16 protein-coding genes are annotated in these 19,314 nt (G+C 63.1%); 6 read left to right on the plus strand and 10 right to left on the minus strand.

What is annotated here, in order from left to right; genetic code table 11:
• Positions 1–13: 13 nt before the first annotated feature.
• On the plus strand, positions 14–829 hold the full coding sequence (locus AC5ZG1_RS03715) for an exodeoxyribonuclease III (protein WP_028164758.1): 816 nt from the start codon (positions 14–16) through the stop codon (positions 827–829).
• Positions 830–963: 134 nt separating this feature from the next.
• Here AC5ZG1_RS03715 and AC5ZG1_RS03720 read toward each other — a convergent pair whose 3' ends face one another.
• Both AC5ZG1_RS03720 and AC5ZG1_RS03725 read right to left on the minus strand, forming a co-directional pair.
• Positions 964–1,404: a cyclic nucleotide-binding domain-containing protein gene (locus tag AC5ZG1_RS03720; protein ID WP_496132007.1), complete on the minus strand. Its 441-nt coding sequence runs from the start codon at positions 1,402–1,404 to the stop codon at positions 964–966.
• Positions 1,405–1,445: 41 nt separating this feature from the next.
• On the minus strand, positions 1,446–2,132 hold the full coding sequence (locus tag AC5ZG1_RS03725) for a response regulator transcription factor (protein ID WP_027582830.1): 687 nt from the start codon (positions 2,130–2,132) through the stop codon (positions 1,446–1,448).
• Positions 2,133–2,352: 220 nt separating this feature from the next.
• Between AC5ZG1_RS03725 and AC5ZG1_RS03730 the strand changes: the two genes are divergently transcribed.
• Positions 2,353–2,922 carry a L,D-transpeptidase family protein gene (locus tag AC5ZG1_RS03730; RefSeq protein WP_456644682.1) on the plus strand — a complete coding sequence of 190 codons (570 nt, stop codon included), beginning with the start codon at positions 2,353–2,355 and terminating at the stop codon, positions 2,920–2,922.
• A 226-nt stretch (positions 2,923–3,148) separates the two neighbouring features.
• Here AC5ZG1_RS03730 and AC5ZG1_RS03735 read toward each other — a convergent pair whose 3' ends face one another.
• Positions 3,149–3,838, minus strand: a complete 690-nt coding sequence (locus AC5ZG1_RS03735; protein WP_496132008.1) for a YggS family pyridoxal phosphate-dependent enzyme — start codon at positions 3,836–3,838, stop codon at positions 3,149–3,151.
• A 107-nt stretch (positions 3,839–3,945) separates the two neighbouring features.
• Between AC5ZG1_RS03735 and AC5ZG1_RS03740 the strand changes: the two genes are divergently transcribed.
• The 4 genes from AC5ZG1_RS03740 to holA all read left to right on the plus strand — a co-directional run bounded on the left by AC5ZG1_RS03740 (position 3,946) and on the right by holA (position 10,833).
• The gene (locus AC5ZG1_RS03740) at positions 3,946–5,643 is read left to right on the plus strand and encodes a diguanylate cyclase domain-containing protein (protein WP_496132009.1); all 1,698 of its coding nucleotides are present in this window, start codon (positions 3,946–3,948) and stop codon (positions 5,641–5,643) included.
• 889 nt (positions 5,644–6,532) lie between these two features.
• Positions 6,533–9,157 carry a leucine--tRNA ligase gene (gene leuS / locus AC5ZG1_RS03745; RefSeq protein ID WP_496132010.1) on the plus strand — a complete coding sequence of 875 codons (2,625 nt, stop codon included), beginning with the start codon at positions 6,533–6,535 and terminating at the stop codon, positions 9,155–9,157.
• Positions 9,144–9,698: an LPS assembly lipoprotein LptE gene (gene lptE, locus AC5ZG1_RS03750; RefSeq protein WP_028164764.1), complete on the plus strand. Its 555-nt coding sequence runs from the start codon at positions 9,144–9,146 to the stop codon at positions 9,696–9,698. The genes leuS and lptE overlap by 14 nt, the downstream gene beginning before the upstream one ends.
• Positions 9,699–9,804: 106 nt before the next feature.
• Positions 9,805–10,833 carry a DNA polymerase III subunit delta gene (gene holA / locus AC5ZG1_RS03755; protein ID WP_456646324.1) on the plus strand — a complete coding sequence of 343 codons (1,029 nt, stop codon included), beginning with the start codon at positions 9,805–9,807 and terminating at the stop codon, positions 10,831–10,833.
• Between the two features lie 107 nt (positions 10,834–10,940).
• On the opposite strand, the gene AC5ZG1_RS03760 is transcribed toward holA, so the two are convergent.
• From AC5ZG1_RS03760 to rho, 7 genes are all read right to left on the minus strand, one after another.
• Positions 10,941–11,825, minus strand: coding sequence for a ParB/RepB/Spo0J family partition protein (locus tag AC5ZG1_RS03760; protein WP_496132011.1), 885 nt, complete (start codon positions 11,823–11,825; stop codon positions 10,941–10,943).
• Between the two features lie 156 nt (positions 11,826–11,981).
• Positions 11,982–12,833: a ParA family protein gene (locus AC5ZG1_RS03765; protein WP_130225500.1), complete on the minus strand. Its 852-nt coding sequence runs from the start codon at positions 12,831–12,833 to the stop codon at positions 11,982–11,984.
• Between the two features lie 31 nt (positions 12,834–12,864).
• A complete protein-coding gene (gene rsmG / locus AC5ZG1_RS03770) occupies positions 12,865–13,530 on the minus strand; it encodes a 16S rRNA (guanine(527)-N(7))-methyltransferase RsmG (protein WP_496132012.1) in 666 nt (221 codons plus the stop codon).
• 136 nt (positions 13,531–13,666) lie between these two features.
• Positions 13,667–15,550, minus strand: a complete 1,884-nt coding sequence (mnmG, locus tag AC5ZG1_RS03775) for a tRNA uridine-5-carboxymethylaminomethyl(34) synthesis enzyme MnmG (RefSeq protein ID WP_496132013.1) — start codon at positions 15,548–15,550, stop codon at positions 13,667–13,669.
• Between the two features lie 119 nt (positions 15,551–15,669).
• Positions 15,670–16,083 carry a hypothetical protein gene (locus AC5ZG1_RS03780; protein ID WP_496132014.1) on the minus strand — a complete coding sequence of 138 codons (414 nt, stop codon included), beginning with the start codon at positions 16,081–16,083 and terminating at the stop codon, positions 15,670–15,672.
• A 146-nt stretch (positions 16,084–16,229) separates the two neighbouring features.
• Positions 16,230–17,564, minus strand: a complete 1,335-nt coding sequence (gene mnmE, locus AC5ZG1_RS03785) for a tRNA uridine-5-carboxymethylaminomethyl(34) synthesis GTPase MnmE (RefSeq protein WP_496132015.1) — start codon at positions 17,562–17,564, stop codon at positions 16,230–16,232.
• A gap of 288 nt (positions 17,565–17,852) precedes the next feature.
• Positions 17,853–19,118 (minus strand): transcription termination factor Rho, encoded by a 1,266-nt coding sequence (rho, locus tag AC5ZG1_RS03790; RefSeq protein ID WP_130225505.1) that lies wholly within the window; start codon positions 19,116–19,118, stop codon positions 17,853–17,855.
• Positions 19,119–19,314 lie beyond the last annotated feature (196 nt).

The following is a 19,314-nucleotide window of genomic DNA, read 5'->3' on the forward strand; positions in this document are numbered from 1 at the left end:
AGACGCAGTTCCCATGCGTCTCTCCCTCACAACCTGGAACATCAATTCGGTGCGTCTGCGCATCGACCTCGTCGCCAAGTTCATCAAGCAGGCGCGGCCGGACGTGCTCTGCCTGCAAGAGACCAAATGCATCGACGACGCCTTTCCGTTGAAGCGGTTCAAGCGGCTTGGCTATGAGCATGTCGCGCTGAACGGGCAGAAGGGCTATCATGGCGTCGCCATCATCTCGAAAGTGCCATTCGAGAAGACCGACATCCGCACCTTCTGCGACAAGATCGATTCCCGCCACATCTCGGTCGAGTTCGGCGACAAGGCACAATTGTCAAAGCCGCTGGTGCTGCATAATTTCTATGTGCCGGCCGGCGGCGACATCCCCGATCCCGCGCTCAATCCGAAATTCGAGCACAAGCTGCAATTCCTCGACGAGATGAAAGCCTGCGAGCCCCTGCACCCGCGCGGCGACGACCGTCACGTCCTGGTCGGCGATCTCAACGTGGCCCCGCACGAAAACGACGTGTGGTCGCACAAGCAGCTCCTGAAGGTCGTCTCGCACACCCCGATCGAAACCGAGAAGCTGCTCGCAGCGCAGGTGCATGGCGAATGGTTCGACGTCGCACGCGAGCGCATTCCACTGTCGGAGAAAGTCTACACCTGGTGGAGCTATCGCGCCGCCGACTGGACCGTCGGCGACCGCGGCCGCCGGCTCGACCACATCTGGGTCTCGCGCGCGCTGAAGGACAGCGTCACGGATTTCAGGATCACCCGCGACGCGCGCGGCTGGGAGCGTCCGTCGGACCACGTGCCGGTGACGGTGACGTTGGAGGTGTAGCTGACCGTCGTCCCGGGCTTGACCCGGGACCCATAACCACAGGCTTTTGTGGTGTGCTCCGCCGCAACCACTTGCTTCCGCCACAACGGCTGCCTGTGGTTATGGGTCCTCGCTTTCGCGAGGACGACAGGGAGCTACGAACTCAACTTCCCGCCCGCCACCACGATATCGCTGGCAAGCTGGCTGGTGCGGGTGGCGAATTCGTTGCGCAGCCTTCGCGCCGCGGCGGGATCGCTTTCCAGCACGCGTTGAAACAGGCTGCGCGAAATTCGAACACAGGTGGCGCGCTCCAGCGCGGTCGCGGTCGACGGCCGCTTCATCGGCACGATCAGCGCGAGCTCGCCGATCAGCGCGCCGGGGCCTGCGATGATCTCGGCACCGCCATCTTCCACGCGGAAAGCGCCGCGCTGCACGACATAACCCGCATCCGCCTGGTCGCCGGCATGGAAAATAACGTCGCCGGGTTCGAAATTTCGCTGTTCGGAGCCGATCGCAAGCATGCGCAAAGCAGTATCCCCCAGCAGGCGCAAGGTGGAGACGCGTTCGAGCAGCGCTACGTCATCTTCGATCGACATTCAGGCCGGTGACCGGGGATACGATTCGGTCGCGAATCGTATCACGGCACCAGTTTGTAGCCACCGGCTTCCGTCACCAGGATCTCGGGATTGGCGGCATCTTTCTCGATCTTCTGCCGGAGCCGGTAAATATGCGTTTCCAGCGTATGGGTGGTGACGCCCGAATTGTAGCCCCAGACCTCCTGCAGCAGCGTCTCGCGCGACACCGGCATCTGGCCGGCGCGGTAGAGGAAGCGCAGGATCGCGGTCTCCTTCTCGGTCAGCCGCACTTTCCGCGCATTGGCGGCGGTCAGCATCTTCGAGCCGGGCCGAAAGCTGTAGGGACCGACGGAGAACACCGCGTCTTCGCTCGCCTCGTGCTGGCGGAGCTGCGCACGGATCCGGGCCAGCAGCACCGCGAAGCGGAAGGGCTTTGCCACATAATCATTGGCGCCGGATTCGAGGCCGAGGATGGTGTCCGAATCGGTGTCATGGCCGGTCAGCATGATGATCGGCGCCTTGAAGCCGCCTTTGCGCAAGGACCGCACCACCTCGCGGCCATCGGTATCGGGAAGGCCCACATCCATCAGGACGAGATCGGGAGAGTTGGTCTTGGCGGCGCTGGCGCCCTTGGCGCCGGTATCGACTGCGGAGGCTTCGAATTCCTCGTGAAGGGAAAGTTGCTCGACCAGCGTGTCACGCAGGTCGGTGTCGTCATCCACGATCAAAATCTTGCGGGCATTGGCCATAGGAACGATCCTCTTGGAGGCAGGCAGCAGCGGACACAAGCGGACAGCGCTTTGGCCGAGACTTGATGGCGAGACTCGCTGTGTAGGTAGTCGTTCATTACCGATTCACAAGCCGATCACAGTCTATCCCAAATCAGCAGCCGATTGGATGAATGTGCTGTAATCCCGCCAGATAGAACAATCGGGGCCGGGCAGGCAAGGCGCGGGCTTTTTGATTCACATGAGAAGTTCCAGTTTTTCAATCACTTATGAGACAACCGCGCGTGATCGGCCGTTGTCCCTGGTCCGCGTCCAACCCGCCGCCGGTAACCCGTGCCGGGGGTGGCTGACCGCCGACGGTTGGTCGGTACCGGTTGCACTTGGCCGGGGCGGCATCCTCGCCAATAAGCGCGAGGGCGACGGCGGCACCCCTAGGGGTGTCTTCCGCCCCCGACAATTATGGTGGCGGGCGGACCGCTCCCCGCGACCGGCGAGCTTCCTGCCCACCCGTCCCATTCGGCCCGAGGACGCCTGGTGTGAGGACCCGCGGGACCGCCATTACAACCGGCCGGTGCGGCTGACCCGCGAGCAGAACGGCGACCGGCTGACGCGCGAGGATCGTCTCTACGACTTCATCATCGAGATCGACCACAACACCACCCCGCGCATCGCCGGCCGCGGCAGCGCGGTGTTCCTGCATCTGGCCCGTCCAAATTTCGCGCCGACCGCCGGCTGCGTCTCGATGACCAAATCCTCGATGCTGCGGCTATTACGGCGAATGAGCCCGCAGACGCGGATAGTGATTGGTTAGAGGGCAGGTAGATCTGTGACCCGCGGCCCGCTCTTAGACCCTCATGGTGAGGAGCGCGCAGCGCGTCTCCCGGACGATGCTACGCATCGCTCGGAGAACCATGAGGCCCCGCCGGCGGCCTCGCACTTCGAGACGGCCGCTTCGCGGCCTTCTCAGGGTGAGGAGATAGATTGGAGCTCACGGCCCTCTTCGCATTATTGCGCGCGAACGCAACGCAACCGCGCAGCTACCGCGTCCCAAAAATCGCGGATCCCACGCGCACATGGGTCGCGCCGATCTGGATCGCTGTGGGGAAATCGGCGCTCATGCCCATCGAGAGATTCGTCAGGCCGTTGCGCGCGGCGATCTTGGCCGTCAGCGCGAAGTGCGGGGCAGGGGGGTCGTTGACCGGCGGGATGCACATCAGGCCCGAGATCGAAAGCCCGTAATGCTCGCGGCAGCGCGCGATGAAGGCATCGGCCTCGGACGGGGAAATGCCGGCCTTCTGCGGCTCCTCGCCGGTATTGATCTGGATGAACAATTGCGGCTGCCGGTTCTGGTTTTTGATTTCCTTGGCTAACGCTTCGCAAATGCTGGGGCGGTCCACCGAATGGATGGCATCGAACAGCGCCACCGCCTCCTTCGCCTTGTTGGATTGCAACGGTCCGATCAGATGCAGCACGATGTCGGGATGGGCCTGCATCAAGGCAGGCCACTTCGTCTTGGCTTCCTGCACGCGATTCTCGCCGAAAACGCGCTGTCCGGCCGCGATGACGGGCGAAATCGCATCCGCATTGAATGTTTTCGACACCGCGATCAACGTCACCGAGCCACGATCGCGACGCGCATCCTTGCAGGCGCGCGCGATTTCCTCCTCGACTTCTGCGAGACCGTTTGGTGAATGCGCGGTTAGCGCCGCTGTGTTTTCCGGTGTCATGTCATCTACCAACGCGGCTGGCGGGAGTTCCCTCGAATTTTATCAAATCCGGGAAAGCCTTCTTGAACCCTTCGTTCTACTTTCACCAGTGGGGCTAGGGGACATTAATGTCTAAAATTAATTTCAACCGCCACCGCGCCAAACTCAAGACTCTTCTGGGTATCCGCGGGCGGCTGGCGCTGCTTGCGCTGTTGCTGGTGGCGCCCATGATGCTGGACCGCGTCCGCACCCTGGAGGGTTCGCGGGCCAAGCAGATCGCACACGCCGCCGAGGAATTCGCCGCGCTCGCCGCACACAGCGCCGACGCCCAGCGCGAGGTCATCTCCTCGGTCGAGACCGTGCTCAAATCCGCGGCCTATATCCGCGCATCCGCCGGCGGCATCGGCAAGAGCTGCGAGATCCTGCGCGCCAGCGTGCCCGCCAACATGCCATGGATCCGCAGCCTGATGTTTCTCGGTAGCGACAACCGGATCCAGTGCTCGACCGACAACGCCTATGTCGGCATCGATCTCAGTGACCGGCCCTATGTGACCGAAGCGAGGGGGCGCCGGGAATTTGTCTTGAGCGATTTGATCGTGAGCCGCCCCACCAATACACCGGTCGTGATGGCCGCTTACCCGGTGGCGGCCGTCAACAGTGAAACCGACTCGGTGGTTCTGGCCGCGATCAATCTGGACTGGATGTCCAAGATCATGAGCAATTACGGCGGACGTGCCGGTGTTTCCTCCGTCTTGGTCGACAGCACTGGCACGGTTCTCGCGGCACCGCTGGATCAGGCAAGCATGATCGGCCGCTTGCTGGACACCGTGCCGCTGATGTCCGCGGTCGCGGACAAGGCGCTTAGTTATGGTGAGTCCTCCGGCTCGATGTCCTTTACCGCGGCGGATGGCACGAACCGCACGATCAGCTTTGCCCGCATTCCCGGCACACGCTCGCGGCTGATCGTCAGCATCGACGAAGCCAAGGTGACGGCGGCGATCGATCGCGATATCCGCACCGCCTATCTGCAGCTCGGCTTCGTCTGCCTGGTTGTGCTGTTCGGCGCGCTGGTCGGCGCAGAGAAATTGATCATCCAGCCGATCGACGTGATGACCCGCACGGCCAGGCGCTTCGGCGAGGGCGACTGGTCGGCCCGCGTCGCCAAGAACAAGCTACCGGCGGAGTTCGTACCGCTGGCCCGCGCCTTCAACGCGATGGCCGCGCAGCTCAGCCAGCGCGAACGCGACCTCGTCGCGACCAACGACCGCCTGACGGTGATGGCCTCGATCGACATGCTCTCGGGGCTCGCCAATCGCCGGGGCTTCCAGAGCCGGCTCGATTTCGAGTGGATGAAGGCGCAGCAATATGATTGCGAGCTGTCGCTCCTGATGATCGACGTCGATCATTTCAAGCTCTACAACGACACCTACGGCCATCCCGAAGGCGATGCCTGCCTGACCAGGCTCGGCGAGACGCTCTCCGGCATCGCCGCCAATACGTTGGGCTTCGCCTGCCGCTATGGCGGCGAGGAATTCTGCCTGCTGTTGCCGAACACCGGTGCCGCACGCGCAAAAGAGATCGGCGAGATCGTGCGCGCCACGGTGCAGGATCTCCACCTACCGCACGCAACCTCCAGCTACCAGATCGTCACCGCCAGCGTCGGCGTCGCCTGCACCAAGCCAGGCCCGGCGCTCCTCCCCGGTGACCTGATCGAAGCCGCCGATGCCGCCCTCTACGCCGCCAAACATCTCGGCCGCAACACCGTCGTCGAGCACGGCCTGGTGCGAGGCTCGGAAGGCGCGGCAGCGATGGCGATGGCGAGCTAACTTCGCTGCTGTCATTCGGGCGCGACGACATCACCACATCCTCTGTCATTCCGGGGCGCGCCTCTTGGCGCGAGCCCGGAATCCATTTCGCCGCATCCTTCCTGGCTGGATGGATTCCGGGCTCGTCCTTCGAACGCCCCGGAATGACGGCGGAGAAAAATTCGCAAGCAATTCCAACCTGATTTGTCCCGTCCAGCCCTCGCACAAAAAACATTCCGCTTCCGCCGTCGGGCAAATCAGCACTATGACTCCGCGCGTCTCACCCAGATGAGGGGCGGGTCGCGATCGTCACGAACGTTGCGGTGAGATGCGGTGGACGCAGGTGTTGCGACAGACGAACGCGACATCAGCGGACGGCGAAGTCGTGTGGTCCTGGCGCCCCGACGCTGGCGCTAAATCTCTTGCGCGAACAACTTCGCGCGAGAGGTGACGGTGGCAAGAAAGCCCGGTCACCGAGGAGAGCACGAAGGAAACCGTAACACCATCGCGCAGGGAAAGCCGGAATGCTTCGGTTGAACCTGTGGTCCTACCCCCGTGCTTTTTGTTGCACGGGACCCACGGGTGCAACCAGCACCCGGCTTTCCCTGCGCCCTCTGCTTATCGAGGAGGGTGAAACGAGACGCAAAGCTCGGACGCAACGCGCCGCGAGAACGCGAACTCACATCCGCTCCGCTGTTCGAAAATTGAATCGGAATCGTAGGATGGGTAGAGCGGAGCGAAACCCATCATTTGCGGCGCTTGCTCCATCGCGATGGGTTTCGCTTTCCCTCTACCCATCCTACCTAGCGGGGATCGGCCAAAAACCCCAACCCGTTGACCCCGCAGCCAATTCTATGGCCTAGTCCGCCGTCTTCTAAACGGCCGAAAAGCCCCTCAAGAGCCCTGCTCCATGACCTCCGAACGTTACAACGCCCGTGAAACCGAGCCGCGCTGGCAGCGCCAGTGGGACGAGAAGGCGATCTTTGCGTCGAAAAACGACGATCCGCGGCCGAAATACTATGTGCTCGAGATGTTCCCGTACCCTTCCGGGCGCATTCATATCGGCCATGTCCGGAACTACACGCTCGGCGACGTGCTGGCCCGCTACATGCGCGCCAAGGGGCTCAACGTGCTGCACCCGATGGGCTGGGACGCGTTCGGCCTGCCGGCGGAGAACGCCGCGATCGAGCGCAAGGTGGCGCCGAAGGCGTGGACCTACGACAACATCGCGGCGATGAAGAAGCAGCTTCGCTCGATCGGGCTGTCGCTGGACTGGTCACGCGAGTTCGCGACCTGTGACCCCAGCTACTACAGGCATCAGCAGAAGATGTTCCTGGACTTCCTGCGCGCCGGCCTGGTCGAGCGCGAGAAGCGCAAGGTCAACTGGGACCCGGTCGACATGACCGTGCTCGCGAACGAGCAGGTGATCGACGGCCGCGGCTGGCGCTCGGGCGCTGTCGTCGAGCAGCGCGAGATGAACCAGTGGGTCTTCAAGATCACGAAGTACTCGCAGGAGCTGTTGGACGCGCTCGACGGGCTGGATCGCTGGCCCGACAAGGTGCGGCTGATGCAGCGCAATTGGATCGGCCGCTCCGAGGGACTCTTGATCCGCTTCGCGCTGGATCCCACAACCACGCCGGACGGCGAGCGCGAATTGAAGATTTTCACGACGCGGCCCGACACGTTGTTCGGCGCCAAGTTCATGGCGATCTCGGCGGACCATCCGCTGGCGCAGGCGGCGGCCGCGAAGAATCCGAAGCTTGCCGAGTTCATCACGGAGGTCAAACGGATCGGCACCGCGCAGGAAGTCATCGACACCGCCGAGAAGCAGGGTTTTGACACCGGCATCAAGGCGATCCATCCGTTCGATCCGAACTGGAAATTGCCGGTCTATGTCGCGAACTTCGTGCTGATGGAATACGGCACCGGCGCCATCTTCGGCTGCCCGGCGCACGACCAGCGCGACCTCGACTTCGTCAACAAATACGACCTCGGCAATACGCCTGTTGTCTGTCCGGAGGGGCAGGATCCGAAGACGTTCGTGATCACCGACACCGCCTATGACGGTGACGGCCGCATGATCAATTCGCGCTTCCTGGACGGCATGACCATCGAGCAGGCGAAGGAAGAAGTCGCGAAGCGGCTGGAGAGCGAGATTCGCGGCAACGCGCCCGTCGGCGAGCGCCAGGTGAACTTCCGCCTGCGCGACTGGGGCATTTCGCGCCAGCGCTATTGGGGCTGCCCGATCCCGATCATCCATTGCCCGAAATGCGACGTCGTGCTCGTGCCCGACAGCGCGCTGCCGGTAACGCTGCCGGAGGACGCGACCTTCGACAAGCCGGGCAATGCGCTCGACCACCACCCGAGCTGGAAGCACGTCACCTGCCCGCAATGCGGCGGGCCGGCACAGCGCGAGACCGACACCATGGACACCTTCGTGGATTCGTCCTGGTACTTCGCGCGCTTCACCGATCCCTGGAACGAGACATCGCCGACCACCCCTGAAGTCGCCAACCGGATGATGCCGGTCGATCAGTATATCGGCGGCGTCGAGCACGCGATCCTGCATCTGCTCTACAGCCGCTTTTTCACCCGCGCGATGAAGGCGACGGGCCACATCGCGATGGATGAGCCGTTCGCCGGCATGTTCACGCAAGGGATGGTGGTGCACGAGACCTACCAGAAGGCCGACGGTACCTACGTGATGCCGGCGGACGTGAAGATCGAGGTCGTCGGCAGCGAGCGGCACGCGACGACGATCGACACCGGTGAGGCGATCACGATCGGCCCGATCGAGAAGATGTCGAAGTCGAAGAAGAACACGGTCGACCCCGACGACATTATTGCGACCTATGGCGCCGACGTCGCGCGCTGGTTCATGCTGTCGGACTCCCCGCCGGATCGCGATGTGATCTGGAGCGACGAACGGGTGCAGGGCGCGGCGCGCTTCGTGCAGCGGCTGTGGCGGCTGGTGAATGAATCCGCCGAGATCGCGAAGGGTGTGCCGGCGGCCCGGCCGGCGTCATTCACCCCCGAGGCGCTCGCCTTGCGCAAGGCGGCCCATGGCGCGCTGGACAAGGTGTCCTCCGGGATCGAGCGGCTGCATTTCAATGTCTGCCTCGCCCATATCCGGGAATTCGCCAATGCGCTCGCCGAGACCCTGGCCAAGGGCGGCAAGCCTGCCCCCGACGTCGCCTGGGCGGTCCGGGAGGCCGCGGTCATCCTTGTTCAACTGTTCGCGCCCATGATGCCGCACCTCGCCGAGGAATGCTGGCAGGTTCTGGGCCAGGAGGGGCTGATTTCGGAGGCTTCCTGGCCGCAAATCGAACGCGATTTGCTGGTTGAAGACAGCGTGACCCTGGTGGTCCAGGTCAACGGCAAGAAGCGGGGTGATGTTACCGTGCCACGGGCGGCGGAAAATGCTGAGATCGAGGCTGCCGTTCTGGCGCTTGATGCGGTAAAAGCCGCCTTGGACGGCAAGCCCGTCCGCAAGGTGATCGTGGTGCCCATGAGGATCGTGAATGTCGTCGGCTAGGATCCGGATCGCTCTCCGGCTCGTCGCGGTGGCCGCTTTGGCTGCGGTGACGGCAGGTTGTTTCCAGCCGATGTATGCCGAGCATACCGACGGCACGCCGGCGTTGCGCGAGAAACTGATGGGCGTCGAGCTCCCGCCAATCAACGACAAGCCGAACGCGTCCCGCGAGGCCCGCATCGGCGTGGAAGTCCGCAATGCGCTGGCGTTCAAACTCTATGGCAACGCCACCGGCATGCCGCCGACCCATCGGTTGGTGATCCGCTTCACGACCAGCCGCTCCTCGCTGATGATCGATCCGAACACGGCGCTGCCGACCGGCGAGAATTTTGGCATCGACGCGCAATACAACCTGGTCGAGATCGCCTCCAACAAGTCGGTGATGACGGGCTCCACCTTCTCGCGGGTGTCCTACGACATGCCGGGCTCCTACCAGCGCTTCACCCGCACGCGCGCGTTGCGCGACGCCGAAGATCGCGCCGCGCAGGAGATCGCGGACAACATCAATACCCGGCTGGCGTCCTTCTTCACCGCCGGGACCTGAAACACCGTCATTCCGGGGCATGCGAAGCATGAACCCGGAATCCAGAGATGATGGATGGAGATTCCGGGTTCGTGCTCTGCACGCCCCGGAATGACACTCAAATAAAATGGTCGCGCTCCGCGGAAAAGAGATCGACGCCTTCCTCGCCCGGCCCGATCCCGGCCGTCCGATCATCCTGCTCTACGGCCCCGATGCCGGCCTCGTGCGCGAGCGCGCCGATGCGCTGATGGCATCCGCGGTCGACGACCCCAACGATCCGTTCTCTCTGGTCCGCCTCGACGGCGACGACCTCGCCGCCGAGCCTTCGCGTTTGGTGGATGAAGCGATGACGGTGCCGCTGTTCGGCGGACGGCGCGCGATCCGCGTTCGCGCCGGCTCGCGCAATTTTGCCAGCGGCGTCGAGACGCTGACGGATTCGCCGGTGAAGGACTGCCGCATCGTGATCGAGGCCGGCGACATCAGGCCGGATTCGCCGCTGCGCAAGATATGCGAGCGCGCCAAGAATGCAGTGGCGATCGGCTGCTATCCCGACACTGAGCGCGATCTCGCCAAGCTGATCGACGACGAACTCAAGGCATCCGGCCTGCGCATCGCGCAAGATGCCCGTGCCGTGCTGATGTCATTGCTCGGCGGCGACCGCCAGGCTTCGCGCAACGAAGTGCGCAAGCTCACGCTCTACGCCCACGGCAAAGGCGAGGTCACGCTTGAGGACGTGATGACCGTGGTGTCCGACGCGTCCGAGCTGAAGCTCGACCCGATCGTGGACAGTGCCTTCGCCGGCAATGCCGCCGCGGTCGAGACGGAGTTTGCGAAAGCGATGGTCGCCGGTACCTATCCCGGCGTCATCATCGCTGCCGCGCAGCGCCAGGCGGCCTGGCTGCACAAATCGGCGCTGGCAATCGCCGATGGTGCGCCGGCCGCGTCGGTGCTGGAGGGCGGATACCCGCGATTGCATTTCTCGCGGAAAGGTGCGGTCGAAATCGCACTCCGCAATTTCAGCCCGCAGCGGCTGGTCGGCATCATCGAGCAGCTCGGCACCGCGGCGCTCGATATGCGCAAGCAGAATTCGCTCGCCGCAGTGATCGCGCAACGCACCTTGCTCTCGATCGCCGCGAATGCGCGACGGCGGGGATGAGACGCGATGCACCCCAAGGCGTCATTGCGAGCGAAGCGAAGCAATCCATATTTCCCCATGCGGAGAGATGGATTGCTTCGTCGCTATCGCTCCTCGCAATGACGAGACTAACCGCCCTCGAGCCGCCGCATCACCTCGTCGAGCTGCTCGAGACTGCGGTAGCTGATCTGGACGGAGCCGCCCGGATCGCGGTGGTTGACACTGACGGTCAGGCCCAGCGCATCGGAGACGCGCTTCTCTAGCGCGAGCGTGTCCGGGTCCTTCTCCTTGCCGGCGGCGCCGCCGCGCGCCTTCTGCGGCTTGCGCACCGGCACGCCCTCGTCATGCGCCAGCGCTTCGGCCTGGCGCACGTTGAGACCTTCGGCGACGATGCGCTTGGCGCCTGCGAGCGGATCGGGCACGCCGATCAGCGCGCGCGCATGGCCTGCGGACAATTCGCCGCTGGCGATGAAGGCCTGCACCTCGGCGGGCAGCTTCGTCAGCCGCATCATGTTGGCGACATGGCTGCGGCTCTTGCCGACATCCCGCGCGATATCTTCCTGACTGCGCTTGAACTCGTTGGCGAGCGCATGATAGCCCTGCGCCTCTTCCATCGGGTTGAGGTCTTCGCGCTGCACGTTCTCGATGATCATCATCTCGAGCGCGTCACTATCGTTGACCTCGATCGGGACGATCGGCACCTCGTGCAGGCCGGCGAGCTGGGAGGCGCGCCAGCGCCGCTCGCCGGCGATGATTTCGTAGCGGTCCTGCGCGCCCTTGACCGGCCGCACCACGATCGGCTGGATCACGCCGCGCTGCTTGATCGAATCGGCGAGCTCACGAAGCTCGGCATCGGCGAAGCTGCGGCGCGGATTGCGTGGATTGGCCTTGAGGAATTCGATCGGCACCTTGCGCTGCGTGCGCGGCCGCTCGACATGCGCGGCCTCGCCGCCGACGTCCCCGATCAGACTTGCAAGCCCACGGCCCAGTCGCGAACGCGCTTCGTCGGCCATTGTCGCCAGCTCCCTTGGATTCACGTAGCAAACTCCGGAATTCGAATTTCAGATCGGTCGGATCGTAGGATGGGTAGAGCGCCGCGAAACCCATCGCGCTCCTCGCATGGAAAGATGATGGGTTTCGCGGCGCGCTACCCATCCTACGAATGGTCCTTAATTCGTGCGCAACTCGCGTTCGCGCTGGATCACTTCGGTGGCGAGCTTCAGATAGGCTTCGCTGCCGACGCATTTGAGGTCGTAGACCAGCACCGGCTTGCCGTAGGACGGCGCCTCGGAGATGCGCACGTTGCGCGGGATCATGGTGTTGTAGACCTTGCTGCCCATGAACTGCCGGACGTCGGCGACGACCTGGTTCGACAGATTGTTGCGGGAGTCGAACATCGTCAGCACGATGCCGTGGATCGACAGGTTCGGGTTGAGCGTCGAGCGCACCTGCTCGACCGTCTGCAAGAGCTGCGACAGACCTTCGAGCGCGAAGAACTCGCACTGCAGCGGCACCAGGATCGCGTCCGACGCCGCCATCGCGTTCACGGTCAGCAGGTTGAGCGACGGCGGACAGTCGATCAGCACATAAGTGTAATCGGCATCCGGCGAGGTGTTGTTGTTGAGCCCGGCGATCGCGTCGCGCAGGCGGAACGCGCGGCCCGGCGTCGTGCCGAGTTCAAGCTCGAGGCCGGAGAGATCCATGGTCGAGGGCGCGATGTGAAGCCGTGGCACCGCGGTCGCCACGACCGCCTCGCGCAGCGGCGCCTCGCCGATCAGAACGTCATAGGTCGAGCAGCCCCGATTGCGCCGGTCGATGCCGAGCCCGGTCGATGCGTTGCCCTGCGGATCGAGATCAACGACCAGAACCCGCTCGCCGATGGCTGCGAGTGCCGTCCCGAGATTGATCGCTGTGGTTGTCTTGCCGACGCCCCCTTTTTGGTTGGCAAGCGACAAGATGCGTGGATGGCCAGCCGGTTGTGGCGCCCTATCCTCTTGATAAATCTCATCAATTACGGTCATAGCGTTGCCCTGATAGTCCCCTGCGTAAAGCTCAACGGCGCCCGATGGAGCTAAGCTCGACAATCCAGCCGTCTCCGCCGGTGCGACTCGGATGAAGCTGCGGCTCAATTTTCCAATATTTAGTGGCTTCGGTCAATTCGGCGTCTACATCTTGGCCTTTGAGAAACAGCGCTTTTGCACCCTTTCGCACCAACGGTTCCGCGAAGCCGATGAGCTGATGTAGCGGAGCCAGCGCCCGCGCGGTCACGCAATCGATCGGGCCGCTGATTCTTTCCACAATATCCCCGATGTCAGCCAGATGCACCGTCCCCGGCGCCGCTGTCACCCGCAGTGCTTCGCGGAGAAAGGCCGCTTTCTTGGCGTTGCGCTCGACCAGGTGGACGCTAGTGCCAGGCGTGTCGGCGAGTACGCAGGCGAGCACGACACCGGGAAAGCCGCCGCCGCTGCCGAGGTCGATCCAGGCCTTGGCAGTTGGAGCAAGGTCGAGCAGTTGCAGCGAATCAGCGATGTGGCGGGTCCAGAGTTCGGGAAGCGTCGACGGCGCAACGAGATTGGTCTTGGCCTGCCACTCCAGGAGAAGCGCGACGTAGCGGTCGAGCCGGGCTTCCGTTTCACGTGAAACGGGGGCGAGGGCGAGGGCCGCCCTCTTGTCGGCAGCTGCGCTCGGTAGCGCTCTGTTTAGCGATGCTTTGACCATGATTCGCAATGTCAGTCGGAAGCCAGGTTGTCATTGCGAGCGCAGCGAAGCAATCCATTGGCGCCGTCGTGCTCGGATGAATGGATTGCTTCGCTGCGCTCACAATGACCGTGGCGCGCCGTTTCACGTGAAACGCTTACGCGGTCGCCGTCGCCTTCTTCCGCCGTGCCTCACGGCGCAGATAGGCAGCCAGAATGCCCAGCGCCGCCGGAGTCATCCCGTCGATCCGCCCTGCCTGACCCACGGTCCGCGGCAGCGCAGCCTTCAGCTTGGCGCGCGCCTCGTTGGAGAGGCCGGGTACGTCGTCATAGTCGACGCCGGTCAAGACGAGTCCCTCGTCGCGGCGGAAGGCATCGACATCGGCGATCTGGCGCTTGAGATAGACATCGTACTTCGCGTCGATCTCCAGGTGCACGGCAGTCGATGGATCGATGACCGACAGCTCCGGCCAGATGCCTCGGAGCGTCGACCACTCCACTTCGGGGTACGACAGCAGTTCAAAGACGGAGCGGCGGACGCCATCGCGGTTCAGCGCCAGCCCGTGTCTTATGGCCTCGTTGGGCGTAATCGAAAGCGACCTGGCCAGCGCCTTGGCGGCATTCAGCGCCGCCATCTTTGCGGTGTGGCGCTTGGAGCGGGCTTCGCCGACGCACCCCAACGCAATCCCCTTATCCGTCAACCGCTGGTCGGCATTGTCGGCCCGCAGCGTCAGCCGGTATTCGGCCCGCGAGGTGAACATGCGATAGGGCTCGGTGATCCCACGCGTGACCAGGTCATCGATCATCACGCCGAGATAGCCGTCGGCGCGGTCGAACACGATTGGATCAGTGCCGCCGGCAGCGAGTGCCGCGTTCAGGCCAGCGACGATCCCCTGCCCGGCTGCTTCCTCGTATCCGGTCGTGCCGTTGATCTGGCCAGCGAGAAACAGTCCGGGCAATCGCTTGGTCTCAAGCGTCGGATCAAGCTCGCGCGGGTCGACATGGTCGTACTCGATCGCGTAACCCGGCCGGACCATCTTGACCCGCTCAAGGCCGGGGATGGAGGCGAGGATCGCGAGCTGGACCTCTTCCGGAAGTGAGGTCGAGATGCCGTTGGGGTAGACCGTATCGTCGTCGATGCCTTCGGGCTCCAGAAAGATCTGGTGGCCATCGCGATCCCCGAAGCGGACGATCTTGTCTTCAATCGAGGGGCAATAGCGCGGCCCAGTGCTCTTGATCTGACCGGAATACATCGGCGAACGATGCACATTGGCCCGGATTACCTCATGCGTCTTGGGCGTGGTCCGAGTGATCCCGCACTGGATCTGGGGCGTCGTGATCCGGCCCGTCATGATGGAGAACGGCTCAGGTGGATCATCGCCTGGCTGCATCTCGACTGCAGACCAGTCGATCGTGGTGCCATCCAGGCGCGGAGGCGTCCCGGTCTTCAACCGGCCAAGCGTAAAGCCCAGACGCTCGAACGAAGCTGAAAGCCCCATGGCCGGAGCCTCACCGACCCGGCCGGCGGGCCAATTCTTCTCGCCGAGATGGATCAAACCGCGCAGGAAGGTGCCGGTCGTGATCACAACGGCGCCGGCAGAGAGCATCCGCCCGTCTCCGAGGCGAATTCCATTGATGCGGCCATTGGAGGTCAGGAGATCATCCGCCTCGCCCTCGACCACGGTCAGGTTGACGGTCTCAAGGATCGCGGCCTGCATCGCAGCGGCATAGAGCTTGCGGTCGGCCTGAGCGCGCGGCCCACGGACGGCAGGACCCTTGCGGCGGTTCAGCACCCGAAACTGAATGCCGCCGGCATCCGCGACCCGGCCCATCAGGCCGTCGAGAGCGTCAACTTCGCGGACCAGATGACCCTTGCCGAGCCCTCCAATCGCGGGATTGCAGGACATCGCGCCGATGGTCGAAAAACGATGCGTCACCAGCGCGGTCTTCGCGCCCATCCGGGCAGCCGCACTGGCGGCCTCGCAGCCGGCATGGCCGCCACCGATGACGATGACGTCGAATGAAAGCGATTGGGTAGACATGCGCAAACTTCTAGCGCGGAGCGGTGAAAGTCGAAAGACAAGTTTCAACGAGCCTGATCCGGTGTTTCACATGAAACAGGGTGCGGTCCTGTGTTCCACCGACCCCCGCGCCGGGTGTTTCACGTGAAACAGTGCCGGCACAGGGCGAAGGTGGAGAATTCACGTCGAGAAGCGCGGCGCCGGTGCTGCGCGGTCGGATCGATTGCGGCGTCCGAGCCCTTAAGCCGGCTCTGCCAGACCTCGACCGATTCATTGGTCCACTTACGGAAGCCGCTGTTAGCCGTCAGTGAAGGTGGCAGTCGTTGATGGTGCCAAGTCCGCCACAGCAGATAAGGCAGCATCACGGCCACCAGCAGGAACAGATTGACGGATTGCGAGAGGAAGTTCGTATCGTTCTGACAATCAAACGATATCCAGGCCGCCAGAACGAAGAATTGCGACGAGCCCGATAGCGGCCTTGTAGACCAGCGGATGGAATCCGGAAGGCCTGTCCGGTGGAAGTTCCGTGCGCCCTGTTGGCCGTTCTCCAGCATCTGCGAGGAGCGATCGGCCGCCAACGGTTCGGCAGCACAATGGATAACCAGGGAGACTCGTTTATGATTTGCGGGACCTGAGAAGCGAGTATGGTGTCGTTTCCCGGATCGGCTTCCCTGACTCAGTGGCCTACTGATCCAGCGACCTACTTCCCGACGCAGAATTCCCGAAAGATCACGTCGAGGATGTCCTCGACATCCACGCGGCCGAGAAGCCGTCCGAGACTATAGGCGGCCGCCCGGAGTTCCTCCGCGGCAAGTTCTTCGCCTGCCCCGACCACATCTATCGCCCGCCGCAACGATTCGGCCGTCTCTCGCAAAAGCTTGCGCTGCCGCGTCCGGGTAATCAGACCGCCCTCGCCAGATCCGAAGCAGTCGTGTGCAAAGCCGACAAGGGCCGCGATCAGTTCCGGGATCCCTTCCCCGCTCCGAGCAGAGATCCTGAACGTGGCGCACGGTAGTTCCGATCCTTGTAGCTCCGACGCCGAAGCATCCAGATCGATCTTGTTACGTACCAACCAGACCGGCGCGGACCCGTCGTTTGAAGCTGCCGCGCTCGTCCTATCGGTGAGCCACAAAACCAGGTCGGCTTCTTCGGCGCGGGCACGGGCGCGGCGCACCCCCTCCTGCTCGATCGGATCGTCGGTCTCTCGGATTCCGGCGGTGTCGATCACCGTCACCGGGTAGCCGTCGAGATCGAGCTGCACTTCAATGATGTCGCGCGTCGTGCCAGCGTGCGGCGAGACTATCGCGACGTCGCGCCGCGCAAGCTGGTTGATCAGCGTCGACTTGCCGACATTAGGCGGACCCGCGATTGCGACCACCAAACCGTCGCGAAGTCGTTCGCTCTGCGCCTGGGCCGCCAGCACCTGCTGAATTTCGGTCAGCAGCGCTTTGACCTTCGTGAGCGCCGGCGCGATCAGTTCCGCCGGAACGTCGCCCTCGTCGGAAAAATCAATACCAGCCTCGATCAGAGCCGATGCTTCGATGATCTCAGCGCGCCAGTCGCGGGCGCGATCGCCGAGCAGGCCCTTCAACTGGCGCAGCGCCTGGCGGCGCTGCCGATCGGTGTCGGCATGAATGAGGTCGTCGAGGCCCTCGGCCTCGGTCAGATCGAGCTTGCCGTTCTCGAAGGCGCGGCGGGTGAATTCGCCGGCCTCGGCAGGCCGAACGTCATCAACGCCAGCGAGCGCATTGAACACCGCGCCGAGCACGGCCCGCCCACCATGGACATGAAATTCGGCGACGTCCTCGCCCGTGGCACTCGCGGGCGCTGGGAACCAGAGGACCACCGCATCGTCGATCGGCTGGCCGGTGGCATCCTTCAGCAGCGTTCTGCTCGCCATCCGCGCCGATGGAATCTTGCCGGCCAACTTCACCAATGCCGGACCAGCTTGCGGCCCCGACACCCGGACGATGGCGATCGCACTTGGCGGTCGCCCCGAGGAAAGCGCAAAGATGGTCTGGTCTCGCGGATGCATCGCCTATTTGTTAGCGAACGGCCGGGAAGGCAACGCACAATTCGCGCATCTCATCGTTCGCGCCTAAGCTGCATCGCAACAATCAGCCAATCTTGCTGCAGCAATTGTGCAGCAATTTGCTACGAGATCGGCGGCGCCCCATCATCGGCAGATCCGCGAATTGAAGAAGTATAATAATAATCAAATACTTAGATGACGGAATTCTGAACCATGCGGTTATGCTGCAGCTATACCGCAGCATAACCAGATATATTGCACCGCAACATAAGCGGACCTGTCGTCCGGCGCTTACGTGTTCATCGAATCGAAGAACTCGGAGTTGCTCTTGGTGTTCCGGAGCTTGTCGAGCAGGAAGTCGATGGCGTCCATCGTGCCCATCGGATTGAGGATCCGGCGCAGCACGTACATCTTCTTCAGGAGCTGCGGATCGGTGATCAGCTCTTCCTTGCGCGTACCGGAGCGCGAGATGTCGATCGCCGGGAAGGTCCGCTTGTCGGAGACCTTGCGGTCGAGGATCAATTCGGAGTTACCGGTTCCCTTGAACTCTTCGAAGATCACTTCGTCCATGCGGCTGCCGGTATCGACCAGTGCGGTGGCGATGATGGTGAGCGAGCCGCCCTCCTCGATGTTGCGGGCGGCACCGAAGAAGCGCTTCGGTCGCTGCAGCGCGTTGGCGTCGACACCGCCGGTCAGCACCTTGCCGGATGACGGCACCACCGTGTTGTAGGCGCGGCCCAGGCGCGTGATCGAGTCGAGCAGGATAACCACGTCGCGGCCATGCTCGACCAAGCGCTTGGCCTTCTCGATCACCATCTCGGCCACCTGGACGTGACGCACGGCCGGTTCGTCGAAGGTCGAGGACACCACCTCACCTTTCACCGAGCGCTGCATGTCGGTGACTTCTTCCGGACGCTCGTCGATCAGAAGCACGATCAGATAGCATTCGGGATGATTGTGCGTGATCGAATGCGCGATGTTCTGCATCAGCACGGTCTTACCCGTGCGCGGCGGCGCCACGATCAAGGCGCGCTGGCCCTTGCCGATCGGCGCAACGATGTCGATCACCCTCGCAGAAAGGTCTTTTCGCGTGGGGTCATCGATTTCCATCCGAAACCGCTGATTGGGAAACAGCGGCGTCAGGTTGTCGAAATTGACCTTGTGCTTGGACTTCTCAGGGTCCTCGAAATTGAGCGAATTGACCTTCAGCAACGCAAAATAGCGCTCGCCCTCTTTCGGGCTGCGGATGTGGCCTTCGATCGTATCGCCGGTGCGCAGGCCGAAGCGGCGGATCTGCGAGGGCGAAACGTAGATGTCGTCAGGGCCCGGCAGATAATTGGCATCGGGCGAACGGAGGAAGCCGAAACCGTCCGACAACACCTCGACGACACCTTCACCGATAATGTCGGTTTCCTGGATCGCGAGCTGTTTGAGGATGGCGAACATCAGCTCCTGCTTGCGCATGGTGCTGGCGTTTTCGACCCCATTTTCCTCGGCGAACGAGACAAGCTCGGCCGGCGTCTTGGACTTGAGGTCTTGAAGTTTGATTTCCCGCATGGGGGTGGTCCTGTGGAGCATTTTTTGAGAAGGGTCTTGCGAGGTGGCTTTGAGAAAAAGCGGACGCAAAAATGAAGGTCCGCAGGTCTAAGCAAGGAAAGCGCCGGTGGGGCTTCAAACCTGATGTGGCGGCCGGCCGTTGATGGAACCGGAACGCGATCACATCCGCCTGCGTGGGGTGGGATTGGGACAAATA

Source organism: Bradyrhizobium sp. Leo78 (assembly GCF_059512425.1).